Below are 25,693 nucleotides of genomic sequence, written 5' to 3'. Positions count from 1 at the left end.
TGCGTCGGGTTGAAAAACTTCGGCGCTTCGAGAGCGTTCATGCGTATCAAAGTGCATTGCCAGAACCGCATCGGCATCCTTCGCGACATCCTCAACCTGTTGGTGGAGTACGGCATCAACGTGCTGCGTGGTGAGGTGGGCGGCGACCATGGCAACGCCATCTACCTGCACTGCCCGAACCTGATCAACCTGCAGTTTCAGGCACTGCGGCCCAAGTTCGAAGCCATTGCCGGGGTGTTCGGCGTCAAACGCGTCGGCTTGATGCCCAGCGAGCGCCGGCACATGGAGCTGAACGCGTTGCTGGGTGCGTTGGACTTTCCGGTGCTGTCGATCGACATGGGCGGCAGCATCGTCGCCGCCAACCGCACTGCGGCGCAGTTGCTCGGGGTGCGCGTCGACGAGGTACCGGGCATGCCGCTGGCGCGTTATGTGGAAGACTTCGACCTGCCCGAGTTGGTGCGCGCCAACAAGTCGCGTATCAATGGCCTGCGGGTCAAGGTGAAAGGGGATGTGTTTCTCGCCGACATCGCCCCCTTGCAGTCCGAGCATGACGACAGCGAGGCGCTGGCCGGCGCGGTGCTGACCTTGCACCGCGCCGACCGTATCGGTGAGCGCATCTACAACGTGCGCAAGCAGGAACTGCGCGGCTTTGACAGTATCTTCCAGAGCTCGCGGGTGATGGCGGCGGTGGTGCGCGAGGCACGGCGCATGGCGCCCTTGGATGCCCCTTTGCTGATCGAAGGGGAGACCGGCACCGGCAAGGAGTTGCTGGCACGTGCCTGCCACCTGGCCAGCCCGCGTGGGCAGTCGCCGTTAATGGCGCTCAACTGTGCGGGGTTGCCAGAGTCCATGGCCGAGACCGAGCTGTTCGGCTACGGGCCGGGTGCTTTCGAGGGTGCGCGGGCCGAGGGCAAGCTGGGCCTGCTGGAGCTGACGGCCGGCGGTACGCTGTTCCTTGATGGGGTAGGGGAGATGAGCCCGCGTTTGCAGGTGAAACTGCTGCGCTTTCTGCAGGACGGTTGCTTTCGCCGCGTAGGCAGTGATGAAGAGGTGTACCTGGATGTGCGGGTGATCTGCGCCACCCAGGTGGATTTGTCCGAGCTGTGCGCGCGCGGTGAGTTCCGCCAGGACCTGTACCACCGCCTCAACGTGCTGTCGCTGCACATTCCGCCATTGCGTGAGTGCATGGACGGGCTGGAAGGCTTGGTGCAGCACTTTCTCGACCAGGCCAGCCGGCAGATCGGCTGCGCCTTGCCACGGTTATTACCGGCCGCGATGGATAAACTAAGCCAGTACCACTGGCCAGGCAACGTACGGCAACTGGAAAACGTATTGTTCCAGGCGGTTTCGTTATGTGAAGGCGGTGTAGTTAAAAGTGAACATATACGTTTGCCGGACTACGGTGTGCGGCAACCGTTGGGAGAGTTTTCATTGGAAGGGGACCTTTCACAGATTGTCGGCCGTTTTGAAAAAGCCGTGCTGGAAAGTTTGATGGGGGAATTTACAAGTAGTCGCGCGCTGGGCAAAAGACTGGGTGTTTCGCACACCACGATTGCCAATAAGTTGCGGGATTATGCGTTGGGCAAGTCAACTGAATAATGCCAGCCGACTGGGTTTATTTGTTCGCGGGGAAACCCGCGAAGGGCCCCAGCGGGGCCCCGATCTCAAGGGTTAGCCGTTAGAGCAACCGTTCCCCATCACGCGGTATTCAAGAATGTGCTTCTGGCCCTGGGAGTCCTCGTAGGTCATGCGGGCGGGCACGACTTCACAGACGTTGGGCACTTCGCTCATGGAGATGACGCGGGCAATGTCCAAGTGCTGCGAGTAACTGTACTGTTCAACCGGAATCTGCTCGGCATCGTTTGCTTCGCCGGCCATTGCCGCGCCGCAAAGACTGCCAAGTACCAATACCAGTAAAGCTTTCATTTTCTATTTACCTGTCTAAGGTCGTGAGGGGGTGCGCGGCGCTTGTGGCGCCGCGAGTGCTGCTAGTTTTAACGATCGGGATTTAGCGGGTGATTAACGCTTGCCTTCGTGGGGGCTGTTGCCAGAAGTTAATCGCCTTGCCGTTGTTGGCGAGATGAATTCTAGGCAGATGGCAACCGCTGAAACAGTGGGACTTTTGATAAAGTGTTTTGACAGAATCTGTAACAATCACGCGAAAAAAAACGGCGATTCTTTCTGCCTAGGGCTGCGAGCCGCGTGCTAGAGCGCTTTGCTCGTACGTCAGTACCAAAATCCGCTGCTTTACTACCAACGTCGAATGGCTTTTGCCGCTCTGGTACAGTTACAAACGGTTCCATACAAAAACAACTATTACACCGAGGTAACACAGATGAGTGCGGCTCCACTGTATCCCGTTCGTCCCGAGGTTGCGGCCACTACCCTGACCGACGAGGCCACCTACAAGGCCATGTACCAGCAATCGGTGATCAACCCGGACGGCTTCTGGCGCGAGCAGGCCCAGCGTCTCGACTGGATCAAGCCGTTCACCAAGGTCAAGCAGACCTCGTTCGATGACCACCATGTCGATATCAAGTGGTTTGCCGACGGCACTCTGAACGTTTCCTCCAACTGCCTGGACCGTCACCTCGAAGAGCGTGGCGACCAACTGGCGATCATCTGGGAGGGCGACGACCCTTCCGAGCACCGCAACATCACCTACCGCGAGCTCCACGAGCAGGTCTGCAAGTTCGCCAACGCCCTGCGCGGCCAAGACGTGCACCGTGGCGATGTGGTGACTATCTATATGCCGATGATCCCCGAGGCCGTGGTCGCCATGCTGGCCTGTGCCCGCATCGGTGCAATCCACTCGGTGGTGTTCGGCGGCTTCTCCCCTGAGGCGTTGGCTGGCCGAATCATCGACTGCAAGTCCAAGGTGGTGATCACCGCCGACGAAGGTGTGCGTGGCGGGCGCCGTACGCCGCTCAAAGGCAACGTCGACCTGGCGCTGACCAACCCTGAGACCAGCAGCGTGCAGAAGATCATCGTGTGCAAGCGCACCGGTGGCGATATCGCCTGGCACCAACACCGCGACATCTGGTACGAAGACCTGATGAAAGTGGCCTCCAGCCACTGCGCGCCGAAAGAGATGGGCGCTGAAGAAGCGCTGTTCATCCTTTACACCTCCGGCTCCACCGGCAAGCCCAAGGGCGTGCTGCACACCACCGGGGGTTACCTGGTTTACGCCGCGCTGACCCACGAGCGCGTGTTCGACTACCGCCCAGGTGAAGTCTACTGGTGCACCGCCGACGTTGGCTGGGTCACCGGCCACAGCTACATCGTCTACGGCCCGCTGGCCAATGGCGCCACCACCTTGCTGTTCGAAGGCGTGCCGAACTACCCGGACATCACCCGTGTGTCGAAGATCGTCGACAAGCACAAGGTCAATATCCTCTACACCGCACCGACCGCAATCCGCGCCATGATGGCCGAAGGGCAGGCTGCGGTAGAGGGGGCTGATGGTTCCAGCCTGCGCCTGTTGGGTTCGGTCGGCGAACCGATCAACCCCGAAGCGTGGAACTGGTACTACAAGACCGTCGGCAAGGAGCGTTGCCCGATCGTCGACACCTGGTGGCAGACCGAGACCGGCGGCATCCTGATCAGCCCACTGCCGGGCGCCACTGGCCTCAAGCCGGGTTCGGCGACCCGTCCGTTCTTCGGCGTGGTGCCGGCGCTGGTGGATAACCTGGGCAACCTGATCGATGGCGCTGCTGAAGGCAACCTGGTGATTCTCGATTCCTGGCCGGGCCAGTCGCGCTCGCTGTATGGCGACCACGACCGCTTCGTCGACACCTACTTCAAAACCTTCCGGGGCATGTACTTCACCGGTGACGGCGCGCGCCGCGACGAGGATGGTTACTACTGGATCACCGGGCGTGTGGACGACGTGCTCAACGTGTCTGGCCACCGCATGGGGACTGCCGAGATCGAAAGCGCCATGGTTGCCCATTCCAAGGTTGCGGAAGCGGCTGTGGTGGGCGTGCCGCACGACATCAAGGGCCAGGGCATCTATGTTTATGTCACCCTCAATGCCGGCGTGGAGCCTAGCGAACAATTGCGCCTGGAGCTGAAGAACTGGGTGCGCAAGGAGATCGGTCCGATTGCCTCGCCGGATGTGATCCAGTGGGCGCCAGGGTTGCCGAAGACACGCTCGGGCAAGATCATGCGGCGTATCCTGCGCAAGATCGCCACGGCGGAATACGGCTCGCTGGGTGATATCTCGACCCTGGCCGACCCGGGTGTGGTGCAGCACCTGATCGACACGCACAAAGCCATGAACCTGGCTACGGCCTGATATTGGGGCAGAGCGCGAGCCCTTGTAGGAGCGGCCTTGTGTCGCGAAAGGGCCGCAAAGCGGCCCCGGCATTGCCAGTGGCGAAGCTGAAATGGTGGGGCCGCTTCGCGCCCCATCGCGACACAAGGCCGCTCCTACAGGGGTGTGTATGTGTCAGAAAACCCCGCACGGGCAACCGGCGGGGTTTTTTGCTTTACTGTTACCCGACATTCATCGGTAACTCTTCTGTCACCGATTACGCACAGGCGCGGGGCGAGCGGAAACAGTCATGACCCGTTTCGGTGCGTTCGCCGAGCCATTTTCTGCAACACAGCACGCTACACTTGCCGTCGTACAAGGCTTTGCGAATAATAGGCCCAGTAATTGCTAGGTCTATAGGTTATTTTCCTTGCGCCTTTGCATGTTTTGCAATGGCTGTCAACATCGCCCGCAGTGGTTTCAAGCGCTTCTGTAAGTAGTTGTCGCTTTGAAGAAATATCGACTACAGGGCTGTCGTTAAAATGCCACTCACTCGCTCGTGGTCTGCGGCCTTGGTCGAACCCTGCGCGGCTCGCGTTGTACCCATTCGCATATCGGGCAGTTGTTACCCTGCCTTGTATTGCCCCGTACCGATGGAGTTACCTGATGAAGAAGCTCGCACTGCTTGGCGCCCTGGCGCTGTCCGTGTTTTCCCTGGTGTCGCAGGCCGATGAAAAACCGTTGAAAATCGGTATCGAAGCCGCTTACCCACCCTTCGCCTTCAAGCAGCCCGACGGCAGCATCGCCGGTTTCGACTACGACATCGGCAATGCCCTGTGTGAAGAGATGAAAGCCAAGTGCACCTGGGTCGAGCAAGAGTTCGACGGCCTGATCCCGGCACTGAAGGTGCGCAAGATCGACGCTATCCTGTCGTCGATGTCGATCACCGAAGACCGCAAGAAATCGGTCGACTTCACCAAGCGCTACTACCTGACCCCAGCGCGCCTGGTCATGAAGGAAGGCACCACCGTCAGCGACAACCTCAACGAACTGCAGGGCAAGAAGATCGGCGTGCAGCGTGGCTCGATCCATGACCGCTTCGCCAAGGAAGTACTGGGCGCCAAAGGTGCCACCGTGGTCCCTTACGGCACCCAGAACGAAATCTACCTGGATGTCGCGGCCGGTCGCCTCGATGGCACCGTGGCTGACGCCACCCTGCTGGAAGATGGCTTCCTGAAGACCGACGCTGGCAAAGGCTTCGCGTTCGTAGGCCCCGCATTCACCGACGCCAAGTACTTCGGTGATGGCATCGGCATTGCCGTGCGCAAGGGCGACAAGGCTAACGTCGACCGCATCAACGCGGCCATCGACGCCATCCGTGCCAACGGCAAGTACAAACAAATCGAAGCCAAGTACTTCAATTTCGATATCTACGGTCCAGACTCGAAGTAAGACGTCGGGTTAAACCTGTGCAATGGTGCAAACAGCAGAGGCTCTGAGGTTTGCACCATTTTTCATTCTCTAGGTCGAGGACCTCATCATGTTGAAAGGCTACGGGGCAGTCATCCTCGACGGGGCGTGGCTGACGCTGCAGCTCGCCCTGTCGTCGATGGCCCTGGCCATCGTGCTCGGCCTGATCGGTGTGGCGCTGCGCTTGTCGCCGGTGCGCTGGCTGGCTTGGCTGGGCGATATGTATGCCACGGTCATCCGTGGTATTCCGGACTTGGTACTGATCCTGCTGATCTTCTACGGCGGGCAGGACATCATCAACCGGGTAGCGCCGCTGCTCGGTTACGAAGACTACATCGACCTGAATCCGCTGGCGGCGGGTATCGGGACCTTGGGCTTCATTTTTGGCGCCTACCTGTCGGAAACCTTCCGCGGCGCCTTCCTCGGCATCCCCAAGGGCCAGGCCGAAGCCGGCGTGGCCTATGGCATGAGCAACCGTCAGGTGTTCTTCCGCATCCAGGTGCCGCAGATGATCCGCCTGGCCATCCCGGGCTTCACCAACAACTGGCTGGTGCTGACCAAGGCCACGGCGCTGATCTCGGTGGTCGGCCTGCAGGACATGATGTTCAAGGCCAAGCAGGCGGCGGACGCTACCCGTGAACCCTTCACCTTCTTCCTGGCGGTGGCGGCCCTGTACCTGGTCTTGACCAGTGTCTCGCTGCTGGCGCTGAAGTATCTTGAAAAACGCTACTCGGTAGGCGTCAAGGTGGTTGAACTATGATCTTCGACTACAACGTGGTGTGGGAGGCCATGCCGCTGTACTTGGGCGGGTTGCTGACTACCCTGAAGCTGCTGGCGCTGTCGCTGTTGTTCGGTTTGCTCGCGGCGATTCCGCTGGGGCTGATGCGGGTGTCCAAGCAGCCGCTCGTGAACCTCACCGCCTGGCTGTACACCTACGTGATTCGCGGCACACCGATGCTGGTGCAGTTGTTCCTGATCTACTACGGCCTGGCCCAGTTCGAAGCGGTGCGCGAGAGCATCTTCTGGCCGCTGCTGTCCAGTGCGACCTTCTGCGCTTGCCTGGCCTTTGCCGTCAACACCAGCGCCTACACCGCAGAAATCATCGCCGGCAGCCTCAAGGCCACGCCCCATGGCGAGATCGAAGCGGCCAAGGCCATGGGCATGTCGCGCTTCAAGATGTACCGCCGCATCCTGCTGCCCTCGGCCTTGCGCCGGGCATTGCCGCAGTACAGCAACGAAGTGATCATGATGCTGCAGACCACCAGCCTGGCGTCGATCGTCACCCTGATCGACATCACGGGTGCGGCGCGCACGGTCAATGCCCAGTACTACCTGCCTTTCGAGGCCTACATCACGGCGGGCGTGTTCTACCTGTGCCTGACCTTCATCCTGGTGCGCCTGTTCAAGATGGCCGAACGCCGCTGGCTCGGCTACCTGGCGCCGCGCAAGCACTGACCGCTTTGTGAGAATCGACAGCATGTACAAACTCGAAGTCCAAGACCTGCACAAGCGCTATGGCAGCCATGAAGTGCTCAAGGGCGTGTCCCTGGCGGCCAAGGCAGGCGATGTGATCAGCATCATCGGCTCCAGCGGTTCGGGCAAGTCAACCTTCCTGCGCTGCATCAACCTGCTGGAGCAGCCCCACGCCGGCAAGATTCTGCTCAATAACGAAGAGCTGAAACTGGTCGCCGGAAAAGATGGCGCGCTCAAGGCGGCCGACGCGCGCCAGTTGCAGCGCATGCGCTCGCGCCTGTCGATGGTGTTCCAGCATTTCAACCTGTGGTCGCACATGACCGCGTTGGAGAACGTCATCGAAGCCCCCGTGCACGTGCTTGGGGTGAGCAAGAAAGAGGCCCTGGAAAAGGCCGAGTACTACCTGGCCAAGGTCGGTGTGGCCCACCGCAAGGATGCCTTCCCGGGGCACATGTCCGGTGGTGAGCAGCAGCGGGTGGCGATTGCCCGTGCCCTGGCCGTCGAGCCTGAGGTGATGCTGTTCGACGAGCCGACCTCGGCCCTTGACCCCGAGCTGGTGGGCGATGTGCTCAAGGTCATGCAGGCGCTGGCCCAGGAAGGCCGGACCATGGTGGTGGTGACCCACGAGATGGGCTTTGCCCGCGAGGTGTCGAACCAGTTGGTGTTCTTGCACAAAGGCTTGGTCGAAGAGACCGGCTGCCCGCGCGAGGTGCTGGCCAACCCGCAATCGGAGCGGCTCAAGCAATTTCTCTCCGGCAGCCTCAAGTAAAGTAGGCTGCATCTTTGCACCAGAATAGGGCATGCTGCGCAGCGAGCGCAGCCTGACCCTGTGCCACTGACGTGAACGCCCCCCAAGGTTTCGGACCGCACCCTATGACCACCCAGCGAATCGGTTTTCTCATCTGGCCCAGCACCAAGCCCTTGACCCTGGCGCTGGCCGAGGAAGTGTTGCAGGTGGCCCAGCGGGTGCATCCGGACGTGGTCTACGACTTGGCGTTTCTGCAGGCGGAGCCGGCGGTGGAGGGCGCCTGGCGCCTGCCGGGCGAGCCGTGGAATGGCCGCCTCGAAGGGTGCCAGAAGCTCTTGTTGCTGTCCGACGAGCCGCCGCAGGCCGTGGGTTCGGTGCTGTCGACTGCACTCAAGCAACTGGCGCGCAGTGGTTGCATGATCGGTGGCTTGTCTGCCGGTGTGTATCCGCTGGCGCAGCTTGGCCTGCTCGACGGTTACCGCGCGGCGGTGCACTGGCGCTGGCAGGATGATTTTGCCGAGCGCTTCCCCAAGGTCATCGCTACCAGCCACCTGTTCGACTGGGACCGCGACCGCCTGACTGCCTGTGGTGGTATGGCAGTGACCGACCTGTTGCTGGCCGTGCTGGCGCGTGATCATGGCGCGGAGCTGGCGGGGGCGGTGTCCGAGGAGCTGGTGGTCGAGCGCATTCGCGAGGGCGGCGAGCGTCAGCGCATTCCGTTGCAAAACCGCTTGGGCTCCAGCCACCCCAAACTGACCCAGGCTGTGCTGCTGATGGAAGCCAACATCGAAGAGCCGCTGACCACCGACGAGATCGCCCAGCATGTGTGCGTGTCGCGTCGGCAGTTGGAGCGAATCTTCAAGCAGTACCTGAACCGCGTACCTAGCCAGTATTACCTTGAGCTGCGGCTGAACAAGGCGCGGCAGATGCTGATGCAGACCAGCAAGTCGATCATCCAGATCGGCTTGTCGTGCGGGTTCTCTTCGGGGCCGCATTTTTCCAGTGCCTACCGTAACTTCTTTGGCGCGACGCCGCGGGAAGATCGCAACCAGCGGCGTAACAGCAGCCCGTTCGAGTTGAGCTCGGCGCCGGCTGAAAAAGGCTGAGATTCTGGTTGGGTTCGGGCGAATGCCTTGGGGGTGAGGGCGGCGCTCGATCTCCCAGGCGCCGCTAAACTATCGGCGTACGCCCAAAGGCACCGAATCCCTTGTGAACACCCGTTCACCCAGCCACCCACTCCCGTTACACTGCGCGATTGCGACAGTGTTTGTCGCATTGCCGAAAGCCTGGGTAAAACAGGGTTTTGCGCTGTAACAAGTTGTCGCTTGGCCGCAAGGACAGGCGCTGATCAGTCCTTACAATCCCCCCATCGCTCGCCACTTCCAGGCCAGCGTTCCTCTTCAGGAGACTCAGATGTCCGTTGAGCAAGCCCCGGTGCAACGTGCCGATTTCGACCAGGTCATGGTTCCCAACTATTCGCCGGCGGCCTTCATTCCTGTCCGAGGCGAGGGTTCCCGGGTTTGGGACCAGTCGGGTCGCGAGCTGATCGACTTTGCTGGCGGTATCGCCGTCAATGCCCTGGGTCACTGCCATCCGGCACTGGTCAAGGCGCTGACCGAGCAGGCCAACACCCTCTGGCACGTGTCCAACGTCTTCACCAACGAGCCGGCCCTGCGCCTGGCGCACAAGCTGGTAGACGCGACCTTTGCCGACCGTGCCTTCTTCTGTAACTCCGGCGCCGAGGCCAACGAGGCCGCCTTCAAGCTGGCCCGTCGCGTGGCCCATGACCGCTTCGGCCCTGAAAAGCACGAAATCATCGCCACCGTGAACAGCTTCCACGGGCGTACCCTGTTCACTGTCAGCGTCGGTGGCCAGCCGAAGTACTCCGATGGCTTCGGGCCTAAGATCACCGGCATCAGCCATGTGCCGTACAACGACCTGGAAGCACTGAAAGCACAGATTTCCGACAAGACTTGCGCGGTGGTAATCGAACCGATCCAGGGCGAAAGTGGTGTGGTGCCGGCCGACAAGGCGTACCTGGAAGGCGCACGCAAGCTGTGCGATGAGCACAATGCCCTGCTGATCTTCGACGAAGTGCAGACCGGCGTTGGCCGTACCGGTTCGCTGTACGCTTACCAGCACTACAGTGTAACCCCGGATATCCTGACCAGCGCCAAAAGCCTGGGTGGCGGCTTCCCAATCGGCGCCATGCTGACTACCACGGAGCTGGCAAAACACTTGGCCGTCGGCACCCACGGCACCACCTATGGCGGTAACCCACTGGGTTGCGCCGTCGCCTGCGCGGTGCTGGACGTGATCAACACCCCTGAAACCCTGGCCGGCATCAAGGCCAAGCACACACGCTTCAAAACCCGCCTGGAGCAGATCGGCCAGCAGTACGGCCTGTTCTCCCAGGTGCGTGGTGTCGGCCTGCTGATCGGTTGTGTGCTGACCGACGCCTGGCAGGGCAAGGCCAAGGACGTGCTCAACGCCGCCGAGAAAGAAGGTGTGATGGTGCTGCAGGCCGGCCCGGACGTGGTGCGTTTCGCGCCTAGCCTGGTGGTCGAAGACGCCGACATCGATGAAGGCCTGAACCGCTTCGAGCGCGCCGTGGCCAAACTGACCCAAGGCTGATTCGCCAGCGGTCCCTTCGCCGGCCCTTAGCGGGCCGGCGATAGCTGAATTCCAGTGCGGGCGCGTGCTTGCCGTTTCAATCACGCGCCCGCCGTTTTTTCGCGCCGTCACGAACGGCCCGCTTTACCAAAGGAGTGACACCATGCTGGTGATGCGCCCCGCGCAAATGGCTGACCTGAACGAAGTGCAGCGCATGGCTGCCGACAGCCCCATTGGTGTCACCTCGCTGCCGGACGATACTGCCCGTCTTGGCGACAAGATCGCCGCGTCGGAAACCTCCTTCGCCGCCGAGGTCAGCTTCAATGGCGAAGAAAGCTACTTCTTCGTGCTCGAAGACAGCGACACCGGCAAGCTTGCCGGCTGCTCGGCCATCGTCGCCTCGGCCGGTTACTCCGAGCCGTTCTACAGTTTCCGTAACGAGACCTTCGTGCACGCCTCGCGCGAGCTGAAGATCCACAACAAGATCCACGTTCTCTCGCTGTGCCACGACCTGACTGGCAACAGCTTGCTGACCAGCTTCTACGTGCTGCCCGAATTGGTCGGCAGCGGCTGGGCCGAGCTCAACTCGCGTGGCCGCCTGCTGTTCATGGCCTCGCACCCGGAGCGTTTTGCCGATTCGGTGGTGACCGAGATCGTGGGCTACAGCGACGATCAGGGCGAGTCGCCCTTCTGGGATGCCATAGGCCGCAACTTCTTCGACCTCAACTACGCCCATGCCGAGCGCCTGTGCGGGCTGAAGAGCCGTACCTTCCTGGCCGAACTGATGCCGCACTACCCGATCTACGTGCCGCTGCTGCCCGACGAAGCTCAGGAGGCCATGGGCCAGGTGCATCCGCGCGCGCAGATCACCTTCGACATCCTGATGCGGGAAGGCTTCGAGACCGAGCACTACATCGACATCTTCGACGGCGGGCCGACCTTGCACGCACGGGCTTCGGGCATTCGCTCGATTGCCCAGAGCCGTGTAGTACCGGTCAAGCTGGAGGAGGCCCCGGCCAAGGGTGGGCGCCCGTACCTGGTGTGCAACGGCCAGTTGCAGGACTACCGCGCGGTGTTGCTGGAACTCGACTGGGTGCCCGGCAAACCGGTCAGCCTGGGGCGCGACGCGGCCGAGGCCCTGGGTGTCGGTGAGGGTGCAAGCGTGCGGCTGGTTGCCGTGTAAGGCGTGAGCCTGCGCAGGCAGCTCGAAACAGCAAGCTCGAAACGAAGCGTTTCGCGGTGGCAGAGGTCGCCGCTCAAGGAGATAGCATGATCGTTCGTCCCGTACGCAGCAGCGATTTACCCGCGCTGATCGAATTGGCTCGCAGCACTGGTACCACCGGGCTGACCACGCTGCCAGCCAACGAAGAGCGCCTTGGGCATCGCGTGGGCTGGGCCGAGAAGAGCTTCCGTGGCGAAGCCGAGCGGGGCGATACCGACTACCTGTTCGTGCTGGAAAACGACGAAGGCCTGGTGGTGGGCATCAGTGCCATCGCCGGGGCCGTCGGCCTGCGTGAGCCTTGGTACAACTACCGGGTCGGGCTCACCGTCAGCGCCTCGCAGGAGCTGAACATCTACCGCGAGATCCCCACCCTGTTCTTGGCCAACGACCTGACCGGCAACTCCGAGCTTTGCTCGTTGTTTTTGCGCAGTGACTACCGTTCTGGCCTCAATGGCCGCTTGCTGTCGCGGGCGCGGATGTTGTTCATCGCCGAGTTCCCGGAGCTGTTCGGCAAGAAGATCATTGCCGAGATGCGCGGCATGTCCGACGAGCAGGGCCGCTCGCCGTTCTGGGAAAGCCTGGGCCGCCACTTCTTCAAGATGGAGTTCAGCCAGGCCGACTACCTGACCGGGGTGGGCAACAAGTCGTTCATCGCCGAGCTGATGCCCAAGTTCCCGCTGTACACCTGCTTCCTCTCCGAAGCCGCGCGCAACGTGATCGGGCGTGTACACACCGACACCGAGCCTGCGCTGGCCATGCTCAAGCAGGAAGGTTTCAACTACCAGGGCTATGTCGACATCTTCGACGCAGGCCCCGCCATCGAGTGCGAGACCGCCAAGATTCGTGCCGTGCGCGAAAGCCAGACCCTGGTGCTGGCGGTCGGTACCCCGGGCGATGACGCCACCCCTTACATCATCCACAACCGCAAACGCGACGACTGCCGCATCACGGCCGCGCCTGCACGCCTGGCGGCTGGCACCCTAGTGGTCGACCCGCTGACCGCCAAGCGCCTGCGCATGGGGGCTGGCGACAACGTGCGTGCCGTGCCGCTGTCGGCGAGCCGGGAGGCCCAGTAAATGACTACGCATTACATCGCCGGCGATTGGCAGGCCGGCCAGGGAGCACCCCTGCAATCGCTCAACCCCGTGACCCAGGCGGTTGTCTGGGACGGGCAGGGCGCCGACGCCAGCCAGGTTGACGCTGCCGTGAAGGCTGCGCGCCAGACCTTTCCGGCCTGGGCACAGTTGAGCCTGGAGGCACGTATCGATGTGCTGGAAAAGTTTGCCGAACAGCTGAAGCAGCATGCCGAAGCGCTGGCGCACTGCATCGGCGAAGAAACCGGCAAGCCGCTGTGGGAATCGGCGACCGAAGTCACCAGCATGATCAACAAGGTGGCGATTTCGGTACAGAGCTACCGTGAGCGCACCGGTGAAAAAAGCGGCCCACTGGCCGATGCCACGGCCGTGCTGCGGCACAAGCCCCACGGTGTGGTGGCGGTGTTCGGGCCCTACAACTTCCCCGGCCACTTACCCAATGGGCACATCGTGCCGGCACTGCTGGCGGGCAACTGCGTTGTCTTCAAACCCAGCGAACTGACGCCCAAGGTGGCCGAACTGACGGTCAACTGCTGGATCGCCGCTGGCCTGCCTGCCGGAGTGCTCAACCTTGTCCAGGGCGCGCGTGAAACCGGCGTGGCGCTGGCGGCCAACCCGGGTATCGACGGGGTGTTCTTCACCGGCTCCAGCCGCACTGGCAACCTGTTGCACCAGCAGTTCGCCGGGCGCCCGGACAAGATCCTCGCGCTGGAAATGGGCGGCAACAACCCGTTGCTGGTGGACGAGGTCAAGGACCTGGACGCCGCGGTGTACACCATCATCCAGTCGGCCTTCATTTCTGCTGGCCAGCGCTGCACCTGTGCACGACGCCTGCTGGTGCCGCAAGGGGCGTGGGGCGATTCGTTGATCACGCGGCTGGTCGAGGTGTGCAAAAGCATCACCGTTGGCGCTTTCGACCAGCAGCCAGCGCCGTTCATGGGTTCGGTGATTTCGCTGCAGGCAGCGCAGGCGCTGATCGCAGCCCAGGCCGAGCTGGTGGGCAAGGGCGCCGTGAAGTTGCTGGAAATGACCCAACCCGAGGCCGATGCCGCGTTGCTGACGCCAGGCATTCTCGATGTCAGCGCCGTTGCCGACCGCCCGGACGAAGAGTTCTTCGGCCCGTTGCTGCAGGTGATTCGCTACGCCGATTTCGAGGCCGCCATCGATGAGGCCAACAACACCCAGTACGGCCTGGCCGCCGGTCTGCTGTCCGACTCCCGCGCCCGTTACCAGTACTTCTGGCTGCGCAGCCGGGCGGGCATCGTCAACTGGAACAAACAGTTGACCGGCGCCGCCAGCAGCGCGCCGTTCGGGGGTGTCGGCAACAGCGGCAACCACCGCGCCAGCGCCTATTACGCGGCCGACTACTGCGCTTACCCCGTGGCTTCGCTGGAGACCGCCAGCCTCGCCTTGCCGGCAACCTTGACGCCGGGCGTCACCCTATAACAAACGGTCTCGGAGCCTAGCCGATGAAATCCTATGAAGTGAATTTTGATGGCCTGGTGGGGCCTACCCACAACTATGGCGGCTTGTCTTACGGCAATGTGGCTTCGCAAAGCAACAGCCAGCAGGCGTCCAACCCGCGTGAAGCGGCGCGCCAGGGCCTGGCAAAAATGAAGGCTTTGGCCGACATGGGCTTCAAGCAGGGCGTGCTGGCCCCGCAGGAGCGCCCGGACGTGGCTGCGCTGCGCCGCCTGGGCTTCACTGGCAGCGATGCCGAGGTGATCCAGCGCGCTGCCAAGCAGGCCATGCCGTTGTTGGTGGCCAGCTGCTCGGCCTCGAGCATGTGGGTGGCCAACGCTGCCACGGTCAGCCCCAGTGCCGACACCGCCGATGGCCGCGTGCATTTCACTGCTGCCAACCTCAACTGCAAATACCACCGCAGCATCGAGCACCCGACCACCAGCCGTGTGCTGGGGGCGATGTTCGCCGATGACAAACACTTCGCCCACCACGAGGCATTGCCGGCGGTGGCGCAGTTCGGTGACGAGGGCGCGGCCAACCACACCCGCTTCTGTCGCAGCTACGGCGAGGCGGGCGTCGAATTCTTCGTCTACGGCCGCAGCGCCTTCGACAGCCGCTACCCTGCGCCGCAGAAGTACCCGGCACGGCAAACCCTGGAGGCTTCCCAGGCCGTGGTGCGGCTGCACGGCCTGCGCGACGACGGCGTGGTCTACGCTCAACAGAACCCGGCAGTGATCGACCAGGGCGTGTTCCACAATGACGTGATTTCGGTGGGCAACGGCGAGGTGCTGTTCTACCACGAGGACGCCTTCCTCGAGACCGAAGCGGTGCTTGGCCAGCTGCAAGCTAAACTGGCCCACAAGGGCGGCAACTTCCAGGCCATCCGAGTGCCGCGTGCGGCGGTGGCAGTAGACGACGCCGTGCGTTCGTACCTGTTCAACAGCCAGCTGCTCAGCCGTGACGACGGCTCCATGCTGCTGGTAGTGCCGGAGGAGTGCCGCAGTAACGAGCGCGTCTGGGCCTACCTGGAACAACTGACCCAGCAGGGCGGCCCGGTCAAAGAGGTCAAAGTGTTCGACCTCAAGCAGAGCATGCAGAACGGCGGAGGCCCTGCTTGCCTGCGTCTGCGCGTGGCATTGAAGGAATCGGAACTGGCGGCGGTGAATCCAGGCGTTATCATGACCGCGCCGCTGTACGACACCCTGCTGCAATGGGTCGACAAGCATTACCGCGATCGCCTTGGCGAAGCGGAGCTGGCCGATCCGCAACTGCTGGTCGAATGCCGTACGGCACTGGATGAGTTGACCCAGATTCTGAAATTGGGTTCGGTCTATCCGTTCCAACGCCAACCTTGAAGAGAGACTAAGTAATGACCGATGCCCTGCGCCTGATCCTCGAAGACGAAGACGGCACCCAGCTGGAAACCTCCTGCACCCGTTTTGCTGTGGTCTGGCAAGGCAAGGAAGTGTGGATTCAGCAGGACGGCCGCGGCCAGTTGCTGATTGGCGTGGATGTCGATGAAAACGACACCGAGTATGCCAACCTGCTGCTGCGCCCGATGGCCACCAACCTGGTCAGCCTGCAGCTGGAAATGGAGCTGGCTGAAGCCGCTGATGGCGACGATCACGTCCATGGCCCTGATTGCGGTCACCACCATTAAGGAAGTGCCTATGCTCGCCCTCGGCAAATTGCTTGAGCTGACCTTGACCGATCACGAACCGGCCGAGAAGACCCAAGTTACACCCAAGGGCGTGCGTTTGCGCTGGCTGGGGGAGGGCGCCCTTGAGGTGCGCCCGCCCGAGCATGAGGACAGTGGGCTCGACCTGCTGCTGTCGGCCGGTATCCATGGTAACGAAACGGCGCCGATCGAGTTGCTCGAGCGCCTGTTGCATGGCGTGGCCAATGGCAAGATCAAGCCGCGTTCGCGGGTGTTGTTCCTGTTCGGCAACCCGGCGGCCATCCGCAAGGGCGAGCGCTTCGTCGAGCAGGACATCAACCGCCTGTTCAATGGTCGCCACGAGCTGTCCAGTGGTTTCGAGGCGCTGCGCGCCGCCGAGCTTGAACAGTTTGCCCGGGTGTTCTTCAGCAAGCCGGGCCGCCCCCGCCTGCATTACGACCTGCATACCGCCATCCGTGGCTCGAAGATCGAGCAGTTTGCCCTGTACCCCTACAAGGAAGGGCGCAAGCATTCCCGCCGGGAGCTGGCGCGCCTGGCCGCAGCGGGTATGGAGGCCGTGTTGTTGCAGAGCAAGTCGTCCATTACCTTCAGCGCCTTCACCTACGAGCAGCTCGCCGCCGAGGCGTTCACCCTGGAGCTTGGCAAGGCGAGGCCGTTCGGGGAGAACGAGCAGGTCAACCTCGACAAGCTGGAAGAGCGCCTGATCCAGATCATCGAAGGCACCGAGCCTGAGACTGAAGACTCGCTGGAGGGCTTGAAACTGTTCCGCGTCGCTCGCGAGATCATCAAGCACAGCGAGGGCTTCCGCCTGCATTTGCCGGCGGATATCGAAAACTTCTCCGAGTTGAGCATGGGTTACCTCCTGGCCGAAGACCTGGCCGAAACGCGCTGGGTGGTCGAGGAGGAGGGCGCGCGGATCATCTTCCCTAACCCCAAAGTAAAAAACGGCCTGCGCGCGGGAATTCTGGTGGTACCGGATTCGGGCCAGTGCCTAGGCTGAATACCGCCCTTGTAGGAGCAGCACAAGGCTGCTCCTACCGGAAATGCAGGTTTATTGGATCCTGTTTCACCCTGAAAACCTATTAATTCACCGTCTATTCCATTTTCCCTTCCCTTCGGCCGTAATGGGCTTGCCAGTGGCGAAAGGCTGCAATTAGCATCCGATCATGTCATTTTCGTTTGCAACCGCCTGAAAACCGTCTATTCGACGTTTTCCATCGCATAAACACACTGCACCGAGTTTGCAGGACCGATATAATGCGGCCCTTTGCCGTCGTTTCGTCGACGCGTTTGCCCACCAGGGCCGCCGTTTCCGTGGAAGAACCTATGAAAAGCGCAGAAATCCGTGAAGCCTTCCTTCGCTTCTTCGAAGAGCAGGGACACACCCGAGTTGCCTCCAGCTCCCTGATCCCGGGCAATGACCCGACCCTGCTGTTTACCAACGCCGGCATGAACCAGTTCAAGGACTGCTTCCTCGGCCAGGAAAAGCGCGCCTACACCCGCGCCGTCAGCAGCCAGAAATGCGTACGCGCCGGTGGCAAGCACAACGACCTGGAAAACGTCGGCTACACCGCGCGTCACCATACGTTCTTCGAGATGCTGGGCAACTTCAGCTTCGGCGACTATTTCAAGCGCGACGCGATCACCTACGCCTGGACCTTCCTGACCTCGGACAAGTGGCTGAACCTGCCGAAGGAAAAGCTCTGGGTCACCGTCTACGCCACCGATGACGAAGCGTACGACATCTGGACCAAGGAAATCGGCGTGCCGGCCGAGCGCATGGTGCGCATCGGTGACAACAAAGGCGCCCCGTACGCGTCCGACAACTTCTGGACCATGGGCGATACCGGCCCGTGCGGCCCTTGCACCGAGATCTTCTACGACCACGGCGCCGACATCTGGGGCGGCCCACCCGGCTCGCCGGAAGAAGACGGCGACCGCTACATCGAGATCTGGAACAACGTCTTCATGCAGTTCAACCGCACCGCCGATGGCGTCCTGCACCCGCTGCCTGCCCCCTCGGTAGACACCGGCATGGGCCTGGAGCGTGTCAGTGCGGTACTGCAGCATGTTCACTCGAACTACGAGATCGACCTGTTCCAGAACCTGCTCAGCGCCGCGGCCAAGGCCATCGGTTGCAGCAATGACAGCCAGGCGTCGCTGAAAGTGGTCGCCGACCATATCCGTTCGTGCGGCTTCCTGATCGCAGACGGCGTGCTGCCGTCCAACGAAGGCCGTGGCTACGTGCTGCGCCGCATCATTCGCCGCGCTTGCCGCCACGGCAACAAGCTGGGCGCCAAGGGCAGCTTCTTCTACCAGATCGTTGCCGCACTGGTGGCCGAGATGGGCGAAGCCTTCCCAGAGCTGAAGAGCCAGCAGGCGCATATCGAGCGCGTGCTCAAGGCTGAAGAAGAGCAATTCGCCAAGACCCTGGAGCAAGGCCTGCGCATCCTCGAGCAGGACCTGGCGCAACTGCAGGGTGACGTGGTGCCGGGTGACGTGGTGTTCAAACTGTACGACACCTACGGCTTCCCCATGGACCTGACCGCCGACATCGCTCGCGAGCGCGAGCTGACCATCGACGAAGCCGGTTTCGAGCGTGAAATGGACGCTCAGCGTGAGCGTGCGCGCTCTGCCAGCGCCTTCGGCATGGACTACAACAGCCTGGTCAAGGTCGACACCGCCACGGACTTCCTGGGCTACACCACCACCGAAGGCCAGGCCAAGGTCATTGCCCTGTACAAGGACGGCCAGGCCGTCGAGCAGTTGGGCGAAGGCGAGCAGGGCGTGGTGATCCTCGACCGCACGCCGTTCTACGCCGAGTCCGGCGGCCAGGTGGGTGACAGCGGCTTCCTGCAGGCCGGCGCCGTGCGCTTTGACGTGCGCGATACCACCAAGACCGGCGGTGCCTTCCTGCACCACGGTGTGGTTGCCAGCGGTGCATTGAGCGTGGGTGCCGAGGTCGAGGCCAAGGTCGACGCCGACGTGCAGCACGCCACCTCGCTGAACCACTCCGCCACTCACCTGCTGCACGAAGCGCTGCGCCAGGTGCTGGGCGATCACGTACAGCAGAAGGGCTCGCTGGTCGACAGCCAGCGCCTGCGTTTCGACTTCAGCCACTTCGAGGCGGTCAAGCCAGAGCAGATCAAGGCGCTGGAAGACATCGTCAACCGTGAAGTGCGCCGCAACACCGAGGTGCTGACCGAGGTGACCGACATCGAGACCGCCAAGCGCAAAGGCGCCATGGCCTTGTTCGGCGAGAAGTACGGCGATACCGTGCGCGTGCTGAGCATGGGTGGCGACTTCTCGGTGGAGCTGTGCGGGGGTATCCATGCCAAGCGCACCGGCGATATCAGCCTGTTCAAGATCATCAGCGAAGGCGGCGTGGCCTCTGGGGTACGTCGTATCGAAGCGGTTACCGGCGCGGCTGCGCTGGCCTACCTGAACGCTGCTGAAGAGCAGGTGAAGGAAGCCGCGCAACTGGTCAAGGGTAACCGTGACAACCTGATCGACAAGCTGTCGGCGGTGCTCGAGCGCAACCGTCAGCTGGAGAAGCAGCTGGAACAGCTGCAGGCCAAGGCCGCCAGCGCCGCCGGGGATGATCTCTCCAACGCGGCCGTTGAGGTCAAGGGTGCCAAGGTGCTTGCCGCTCGCCTGGATGGGCAAGATGGCAAGGCCTTGCTGGCCCTGGTCGATCAGCTGAAGAACAAGCTCGGCCACGCAGTGATCCTGCTGGGCAGTGAGCATGAGGGCAAGGTCGTGCTGGTGGCCGGCGTGACCAAGGACCTCTCCAGCCAACTCAAGGCTGGCGATCTGATGAAACAAGCCGCTGCGGCAGTGGGTGGCAAGGGCGGTGGCCGTCCGGACATGGCCCAGGGTGGCGGCGTCGACGTCGCTGCGCTGGACCAGGCCTTGGCGCTGGCCGTGCCGTTCGCAGAGCAGGGACTTTGAGATGAGGGGGCCGGCGGTCTAGTCGCCGGCTCCTTCATGTTGGATTGTTTTTTGGGGCCCTGTATGGGCTGAGGCACCATTGAAATGGCGTTGATCGTACAGAAATTTGGCGGCACCTCTGTCGGTTCCATCGAGCGGATCGAGCAGGTAGCCGAAAAGGTCAAGAAACACCGTGAGGCGGGCGACGACTTGGTGGTCGTGCTGTCGGCCATGAGCGGTGAAACCAATCGCCTGATCGATCTGGCCAAGCAGATCACCGATCAGCCGGTTCCGCGTGAACTGGATGTGATCGTGTCGACCGGTGAGCAGGTCACCATTGCCCTGCTGACCATGGCCTTGATCAAGCGTGGTGTGCCAGCGGTGTCCTACACCGGTAACCAGGTGCGCATTCTGACCGACAGCTCGCACAACAAAGCCCGCATCCTGCAGATCGACGACCAGAAGATTCGCGCCGACCTCAAGGAAGGGCGTGTGGTCGTGGTTGCAGGTTTCCAGGGGGTCGACGAGCACGGCAGCATCACCACCCTTGGCCGTGGCGGCTCCGACACCACCGGCGTCGCCCTGGCGGCGGCGCTCAAGGCTGACGAGTGCCAGATCTACACCGACGTCGATGGCGTCTACACCACTGACCCGCGCGTGGTGCCGCAGGCACAGCGCCTGGAGAAGATCACCTTCGAAGAGATGCTGGAAATGGCCAGCCTCGGCTCCAAGGTGCTGCAGATCCGTTCGGTGGAGTTCGCCGGCAAGTACAACGTCCCGCTGCGCGTGCTGCACAGCTTCAAGGAGGGTCCGGGTACCCTCATTACCATTGATGAAGAGGAATCCATGGAACAGCCGATCATTTCCGGTATCGCCTTCAACCGTGATGAAGCCAAGCTGACCATTCGCGGCGTGCCGGACACCCCGGGCGTGGCCTTCAAGATCCTCGGCCCGATCAGCGCCTCGAACATCGAGGTCGACATGATCGTGCAGAACGTGGCGCACGATAACACCACCGACTTCACCTTCACCGTACACCGCAACGAGTACGAGAAGGCGCAGAACGTGCTGGAGAACACCGCCCGTGAAATCGGTGCCCGCGAAGTGATCGGCGACACCAAGATCGCCAAGGTCTCGATCGTTGGCGTTGGCATGCGCTCCCACGCAGGCGTTGCCAGCCGCATGTTCGAAGCCCTGGCCAAGGAGAGCATCAACATCCAGATGATCTCCACCTCCGAGATCAAGGTTTCGGTCGTGATCGAAGAGAAGTACCTGGAGCTGGCCGTACGCGCGCTGCACACCGCGTTCGAACTGGACGCTCCTGCCCGACAGGGCGAGTAAGGCGCTGCCTGGAAGGGCGCGGCTTGCCGCGCCCTTCGCGTTTCTGCTCGCCACGCACGCTGCTGCGGGGTGGGCAACCAGGGCTGGGTCGTCGTCCGCGACCAGGCCCCCGATACCAAAGACTGTTATCCCTGAATGTTTTGCGTAAGGAGAAAGCTATGTTGATTCTGACTCGCCGGTGCGCCGAGAGCCTGATCATTGGAGACGGCGAGATCACCGTGACGGTGCTTGGCGTCAAAGGCAACCAGGTGCGTATTGGCGTCAGCGCCCCGAAAGAAGTGGCTGTGCACCGCGAGGAAATCTACCTGCGGATCAAGAAAGAGAAGGACGAGGAGCCAAGCCTTTAATTCTTTTGAAGTTTTTTTCAAAAAAAGGGTTGCAAAGGTGAAAGAGGTTCTTTAATATTCGCCTCGTGTTGCGGTGAGGTGGCCGAGTGGCCGAAGGCGCTCCCCTGCTAAGGGAGTATACCTCATAAGGGTATCGGGGGTTCGAATCCCCCCTTCACCGCCATTATTCGCTTAGGCCGCTGTAAACAGTAAGAACGCTAAGTAGTTGAAATTAAACGAAAAAAGTTCTTGCAAAAATGTTTCAGCGACCTATAATGCGCGGCAAGACACGGACTCATAGCTCAGCTGGATAGAGTACTCGGCTACGAACCGAGCGGTCGCAGGTTCGAATCCTGCTGAGTCCGCCACTTTTGAAGTGGCTTTGCTTACAAGGCTACTTCAAACAACCAGTGGTAATCTGGTCTAAAACTACCAACCACGGACTCATAGCTCAGCTGGATAGAGTACTCGGCTACGAACCGAGCGGTCGCAGGTTCGAATCCTGCTGAGTCCGCCACTTTTGAAGTGGCTCTGCTTGCAAAGACGCTTCAACAAGCCAGTGGTAATCTGGCCTAAAAATACCGACCACGGACTCATAGCTCAGCTGGATAGAGTACTCGGCTACGAACCGAGCGGTCGCAGGTTCGAATCCTGCTGAGTCCGCCATACAATCAAAAAGCCCGCTCAAATGAGCGGGCTTTTTGTTTTCTCCCGTTCACTGTTTCTCAGTGATGCCCGCTAGACTGCACATAAACCGGCCCGATAATCTTTTGCGCGGCATTTGTGTTTTTTCTTTTGCTCCCGCCGTCGCACACATAGCTTCGAGCGTTGTCCTAGCTTTATCTCGCAAACGATTGTTCTGGCCAAAAATTTAAGCGATCTGACAGCTTAGGCAGTGTATGATTGCGCCCGTCAGCCCCGCCGGGGCTTGTGGAATACCACCATGGACTTACCCAGTAGTTACTCCTTAACAAGATTCATACAGATAGATCTGACCGATTGATTCCCCCGGCGTGCTCCGCTGCTGGGAGTGGAGTTCGCCTATGACTGAAGTAGAAGTAAAGAAAGCGCAAGAGAGCCTGCAGGATCGCCTGGCTCAGGTGGTCGAACTGCTGCAGCGCCAGCGCGTGGTCGAAGACCTCACCCACCGCCAGGAGGGTGCTCATCACGACCTGGTCGAAAACCTCGTCCACCGCCAGAACCTCGTTGAGCTGCAGCGCAAGCTCGATGACCTGCACCCCGCCGACGTCGCCTACATCCTCGAAGCATTGCCCCTGGAAGACCGCCTGACGGTCTGGCAGCTGGTGCGCTCGGACCGCGACGGCGACATCCTGCTTGAAGTATCCGATTCGGTTCGCCAATCGCTGATCGCCGACATGGACGATCACGAACTGCTCGCCGCTGCCAAGGAAATGGACGCCGACGAACTGGCCGACCTGGCGCCCGAGCTACCGCGCGACGTCGTTCACGAGTTGATGGAAACCCTCGATGCCCAGCAACGCGAGCGCGTGCGTTCGGCGCTGAGCTACGATGAGGAGCAGGTCGGTGCGTTGATGGACTTCGAGATGGTCACCATCCGCGAAGACGTCAGCCTCGAAGTCGTATTGCGTTACCTGCGCCGCCTGAAAGAGCTGCCGAACCACACCGACAAACTGTTCGTGGTCGACTATGACGGCATTCTCAAGGGCGTGCTGCCCATCAAGCGCCTGCTGGTCAACGACCCGGACAAGAAGGTGGCAGAGGTCATGGCGACCGACCCTGTGTCCTTCCACCCCGAGGAAGATGCCTACGACGCGGCTCAAGCCTTTGAACGTTACGACCTCGTATCCGCCCCGGTGGTGGACAAGAGCGATCGCCTGATCGGCCGTCTGACCATTGACGAAATGGTCGACCTGATCCGTGAAGAGAGCGAGAGCGAAGTGCTCAACATGGCCGGCCTGCGCGAAGAAGAAGACATCTTCGCCTCGGTCTGGCGTTCGCTGCGCAACCGCTGGGCGTGGCTGGCCATCAACCTGATTACTGCATTCCTGGCTTCACGGGTGATCGGCCTGTTCGAGGGGTCGATCGAGAAGCTGGTGGCGCTGGCCGCCTTGATGCCGATCGTGGCGGGCATCGGTGGTAACTCCGGCAACCAGACCATCACCATGATCGTGCGTGCGATGGCGCTGGACCAGGTGTCGCCAGGCAATACCAGCCGCCTGATGCGCAAGGAGCTGGCTGTATCGTTGCTCAACGGCTTGATCTGGGGTGGCGTGATCGGTGCGGTGGCGTTCTGGCTGTATGGCAGTTGGTCGTTGGGCCTGGTGATGACCGCGGCTATGACCTTGAACCTGCTGTTGGCAGCGTTGATGGGGGTGTTGATCCCGATGACCCTGACACGCCTGGGGCGCGATCCGGCGATGGGCTCCAGCGTGATGATCACGGCGGTGACCGACAGCGGCGGGTTCTTCATCTTCCTGGGCTTGGCGACGCTGTTCCTGCTCTGATTATTGGGGGGCCAGCCTATGGCCGCTCCTACACACGATTGCTAATGATGTGACGAACAATAAAAAAGCCAGCTTACGCTGGCTTTTTTGTGTTCGCTAGCAACCTTCAGGAAGCGTCGGCGGCCATTTCTACATCGTGAGCGATGAGGGCGACCAGGGCGTTCTGCTGGCGGTGGGACAGTTGGCGGAAGCGTTGCAGCAACTCGCGCTCATGCAGGGACAGTTCAGGGCTGTCCAGGCGCATGCTCAGCTCGTCACCCAACGCGCCTTCCTGGATAAGGCTCTGTTCCAGGCGCGCGATGATCTCGGAGTTCATGCTGCGGTGATGGTTGCGCGCTACCTCGGCAATGCGCTCACGCATCCCATCTGGCAGGCGGACGACAAACTTGTCAGCAGTGCGGCTGGAGTAAATAGCCTGTTTCATTGGGCGCATATAAATTGACCGGATTTACTGGTTCAGGGGACGCGGTTCTCAAATTGGCCGCACGGAGTGGAAATACGACCGTGGCGACAACAAAATGTTCAACCCTCGTGGAAAATTGGATGCTCATCTTGCCTCATGGTCGCCGTTTCCTTGGCGTCAATTCTGTGACAAATAGTGAGCCCGGTAAAGGCTTTATGCCAGTACCAATTATCAGAAATGAGCACTGGTTTGAAAAGTTTTACATGCTCCGACTTGTCCCGCCGTCAGTCTTCTGCCGTCAAAAACTGGTAAAACGCAGCAAAAGGCCAAGAAAACTCCTAGAATGCGCGGGTTTCCTTCCATAGAGCATAGTGGCTATGCAACATGACGCAAGCGCACGGCGATCAGCGACAGGCCGCCTGATATTTCTGATAGGACCGTCGGGTTCAGGGAAAGATTCCCTGATCGATGCCGCGCGCGAGCAACTCACTGCTGCCGGGGTAAAAATTGCTCGCCGCATCATCACGCGTTCGGCCGAAGCCAAGGGTGAAGCAGCCCAAGGCGTCACTGCCCAACAGTTCGAAGCGATGCGTGCGCAGGGTGGATTTGCCATGCATTGGCAAGCCAATGGCCTGAGCTACGGGATCCCGCAGCACGTTGATCAATGGCTGGAAGCGGGCAGCGCGGTGCTGGTGAATGGCTCCCGCGCCTATCTGGCTGAAGCGCAGCGGCGCTACCCGGATCTTCTGGCAGTGCTCATCGACGTGAAGCCCCAGGTATTGCGCCAGCGCTTGCTGGCCAGAGGCAGAGAAACCCCGGACGAGATCGAACAGCGGTTGGCGCGTAATGCGGGGCTGCAAGCCTTCAATGACCCTGCGGTGCATGTGCTGGACAATTCCACTACGCTCGACGCAGCGGTGACCGGATTGTTCAAACTGCTTCATGATGAAGGCGTACTCCGGTACCTGACCCAACCAGCCACGGAACCGCAGAAAAGGATTACGTGAAAAAGGCCTGTTGCAGCATGACAAACGGCAGCATGCTGGTTAACATGCTGGCCGTCCAACTGTGCAGTGTTCACTGCCCGGTTCTAGCGTCTCAGTAGCTCAATTGGATAGAGCATCCCCCTCCTAAGGGGAAGGTTGCAGGTTCAATTCCTGCCTGGGACGCCATTTCCTTCCGAGCGACTC

The 25,693-nt window shown here is 61.2% G+C and carries 21 protein-coding genes and 5 tRNA genes; 24 read left to right on the top strand and 2 right to left on the bottom strand.

Annotated elements, in window-relative coordinates:
- The first annotated feature begins 39 nt into the window (after positions 1–39).
- Complete coding sequence (locus tag HU764_RS18795; protein ID WP_027593092.1) at positions 40–1,599, top strand: sigma-54-dependent phenylalanine hydroxylase transcriptional regulator PhhR; 1,560 nt, start codon at positions 40–42, stop codon at positions 1,597–1,599.
- 72 nt (positions 1,600–1,671) lie between these two features.
- Here HU764_RS18795 and HU764_RS18790 read toward each other — a convergent pair whose 3' ends face one another.
- Positions 1,672–1,926 (bottom strand): DUF2790 domain-containing protein, encoded by a 255-nt coding sequence (locus HU764_RS18790; protein ID WP_027593091.1) that lies wholly within the window; start codon positions 1,924–1,926, stop codon positions 1,672–1,674.
- A 409-nt stretch (positions 1,927–2,335) separates the two neighbouring features.
- Here HU764_RS18790 and acs point away from each other — a divergent pair, with 409 nt between their 5' ends.
- The 21 genes from acs to mgtE all read left to right on the top strand — a co-directional run bounded on the left by acs (position 2,336) and on the right by mgtE (position 24,100).
- Complete coding sequence (acs, locus tag HU764_RS18785) at positions 2,336–4,297, top strand: acetate--CoA ligase (protein ID WP_027593090.1); 1,962 nt, start codon at positions 2,336–2,338, stop codon at positions 4,295–4,297.
- 624 nt (positions 4,298–4,921) lie between these two features.
- Positions 4,922–5,707 carry an ABC transporter substrate-binding protein gene (locus HU764_RS18780; protein ID WP_085272483.1) on the top strand — a complete coding sequence of 262 codons (786 nt, stop codon included), beginning with the start codon at positions 4,922–4,924 and terminating at the stop codon, positions 5,705–5,707.
- An 88-nt stretch (positions 5,708–5,795) separates the two neighbouring features.
- Positions 5,796–6,485, top strand: a complete 690-nt coding sequence (locus HU764_RS18775) for an ABC transporter permease (RefSeq protein WP_027593088.1) — start codon at positions 5,796–5,798, stop codon at positions 6,483–6,485.
- Positions 6,482–7,180 carry an ABC transporter permease gene (locus HU764_RS18770; protein ID WP_027593087.1) on the top strand — a complete coding sequence of 233 codons (699 nt, stop codon included), beginning with the start codon at positions 6,482–6,484 and terminating at the stop codon, positions 7,178–7,180. The genes HU764_RS18775 and HU764_RS18770 overlap by 4 nt, the downstream gene beginning before the upstream one ends.
- Positions 7,181–7,202: 22 nt before the next feature.
- Positions 7,203–7,967 (top strand): arginine/ornithine transport ATP-binding protein AotP, encoded by a 765-nt coding sequence (aotP, locus tag HU764_RS18765; RefSeq protein WP_027593086.1) that lies wholly within the window; start codon positions 7,203–7,205, stop codon positions 7,965–7,967.
- 104 nt (positions 7,968–8,071) lie between these two features.
- Positions 8,072–9,052, top strand: a complete 981-nt coding sequence (argR, locus tag HU764_RS18760; protein ID WP_186703654.1) for a transcriptional regulator ArgR — start codon at positions 8,072–8,074, stop codon at positions 9,050–9,052.
- Between the two features lie 307 nt (positions 9,053–9,359).
- Positions 9,360–10,580: an aspartate aminotransferase family protein gene (locus HU764_RS18755; protein ID WP_186703653.1), complete on the top strand. Its 1,221-nt coding sequence runs from the start codon at positions 9,360–9,362 to the stop codon at positions 10,578–10,580.
- Positions 10,581–10,722: 142 nt separating this feature from the next.
- On the top strand, positions 10,723–11,742 hold the full coding sequence (gene aruF / locus HU764_RS18750) for an arginine/ornithine succinyltransferase subunit alpha (protein ID WP_027593083.1): 1,020 nt from the start codon (positions 10,723–10,725) through the stop codon (positions 11,740–11,742).
- An 86-nt stretch (positions 11,743–11,828) separates the two neighbouring features.
- Positions 11,829–12,857, top strand: coding sequence for an arginine N-succinyltransferase (gene astA / locus HU764_RS18745; RefSeq protein WP_027593082.1), 1,029 nt, complete (start codon positions 11,829–11,831; stop codon positions 12,855–12,857).
- The gene (gene astD / locus HU764_RS18740) at positions 12,858–14,321 is read left to right on the top strand and encodes a succinylglutamate-semialdehyde dehydrogenase (RefSeq protein WP_186681895.1); all 1,464 of its coding nucleotides are present in this window, start codon (positions 12,858–12,860) and stop codon (positions 14,319–14,321) included.
- Between the two features lie 23 nt (positions 14,322–14,344).
- Complete coding sequence (gene astB, locus HU764_RS18735; protein ID WP_085272487.1) at positions 14,345–15,694, top strand: N-succinylarginine dihydrolase; 1,350 nt, start codon at positions 14,345–14,347, stop codon at positions 15,692–15,694.
- Positions 15,695–15,708: 14 nt separating this feature from the next.
- On the top strand, positions 15,709–15,999 hold the full coding sequence (locus tag HU764_RS18730) for a hypothetical protein (protein WP_027593079.1): 291 nt from the start codon (positions 15,709–15,711) through the stop codon (positions 15,997–15,999).
- A 10-nt stretch (positions 16,000–16,009) separates the two neighbouring features.
- Positions 16,010–17,017, top strand: a complete 1,008-nt coding sequence (astE, locus tag HU764_RS18725) for a succinylglutamate desuccinylase (protein ID WP_186681973.1) — start codon at positions 16,010–16,012, stop codon at positions 17,015–17,017.
- Between the two features lie 326 nt (positions 17,018–17,343).
- Positions 17,344–19,968, top strand: a complete 2,625-nt coding sequence (gene alaS, locus HU764_RS18720; protein ID WP_085272489.1) for an alanine--tRNA ligase — start codon at positions 17,344–17,346, stop codon at positions 19,966–19,968.
- An 84-nt stretch (positions 19,969–20,052) separates the two neighbouring features.
- Positions 20,053–21,288: an aspartate kinase gene (locus HU764_RS18715; RefSeq protein ID WP_027593076.1), complete on the top strand. Its 1,236-nt coding sequence runs from the start codon at positions 20,053–20,055 to the stop codon at positions 21,286–21,288.
- Between the two features lie 158 nt (positions 21,289–21,446).
- Complete coding sequence (gene csrA, locus HU764_RS18710) at positions 21,447–21,635, top strand: carbon storage regulator CsrA (protein WP_003254503.1); 189 nt, start codon at positions 21,447–21,449, stop codon at positions 21,633–21,635.
- Between the two features lie 72 nt (positions 21,636–21,707).
- Positions 21,708–21,798: transfer RNA gene (locus tag HU764_RS18705), tRNA-Ser, on the top strand.
- A gap of 107 nt (positions 21,799–21,905) precedes the next feature.
- Positions 21,906–21,982: transfer RNA gene (locus tag HU764_RS18700), tRNA-Arg, on the top strand.
- A 72-nt stretch (positions 21,983–22,054) separates the two neighbouring features.
- Positions 22,055–22,131 (top strand) — tRNA-Arg (locus HU764_RS18695).
- A gap of 72 nt (positions 22,132–22,203) precedes the next feature.
- Positions 22,204–22,280: transfer RNA gene (locus HU764_RS18690), tRNA-Arg, on the top strand.
- Between the two features lie 377 nt (positions 22,281–22,657).
- A complete protein-coding gene (mgtE, locus tag HU764_RS18685) occupies positions 22,658–24,100 on the top strand; it encodes a magnesium transporter (protein ID WP_027593075.1) in 1,443 nt (480 codons plus the stop codon).
- 106 nt (positions 24,101–24,206) lie between these two features.
- On the opposite strand, the gene HU764_RS18680 is transcribed toward mgtE, so the two are convergent.
- The gene (locus HU764_RS18680) at positions 24,207–24,533 is read right to left on the bottom strand and encodes an Arc family DNA-binding protein (RefSeq protein WP_003254499.1); all 327 of its coding nucleotides are present in this window, start codon (positions 24,531–24,533) and stop codon (positions 24,207–24,209) included.
- A gap of 347 nt (positions 24,534–24,880) precedes the next feature.
- On the opposite strand from HU764_RS18680, the gene phnN reads away from it, so the two are divergent.
- On the top strand, positions 24,881–25,510 hold the full coding sequence (gene phnN, locus HU764_RS18675) for a phosphonate metabolism protein/1,5-bisphosphokinase (PRPP-forming) PhnN (protein ID WP_186703652.1): 630 nt from the start codon (positions 24,881–24,883) through the stop codon (positions 25,508–25,510).
- Positions 25,511–25,598: 88 nt separating this feature from the next.
- Positions 25,599–25,675, top strand: a tRNA-Arg gene (locus HU764_RS18670).
- The last annotated feature ends 18 nt before the right edge of the window (positions 25,676–25,693 follow it).

This window comes from Pseudomonas kermanshahensis (assembly GCF_014269205.2).
Classification (GTDB): domain Bacteria; phylum Pseudomonadota; class Gammaproteobacteria; order Pseudomonadales; family Pseudomonadaceae; genus Aquipseudomonas; species Aquipseudomonas kermanshahensis.
Note: the sequence above shows the minus strand (reverse complement) of the source record. Positions and strands in the feature narration are given on the sequence as shown.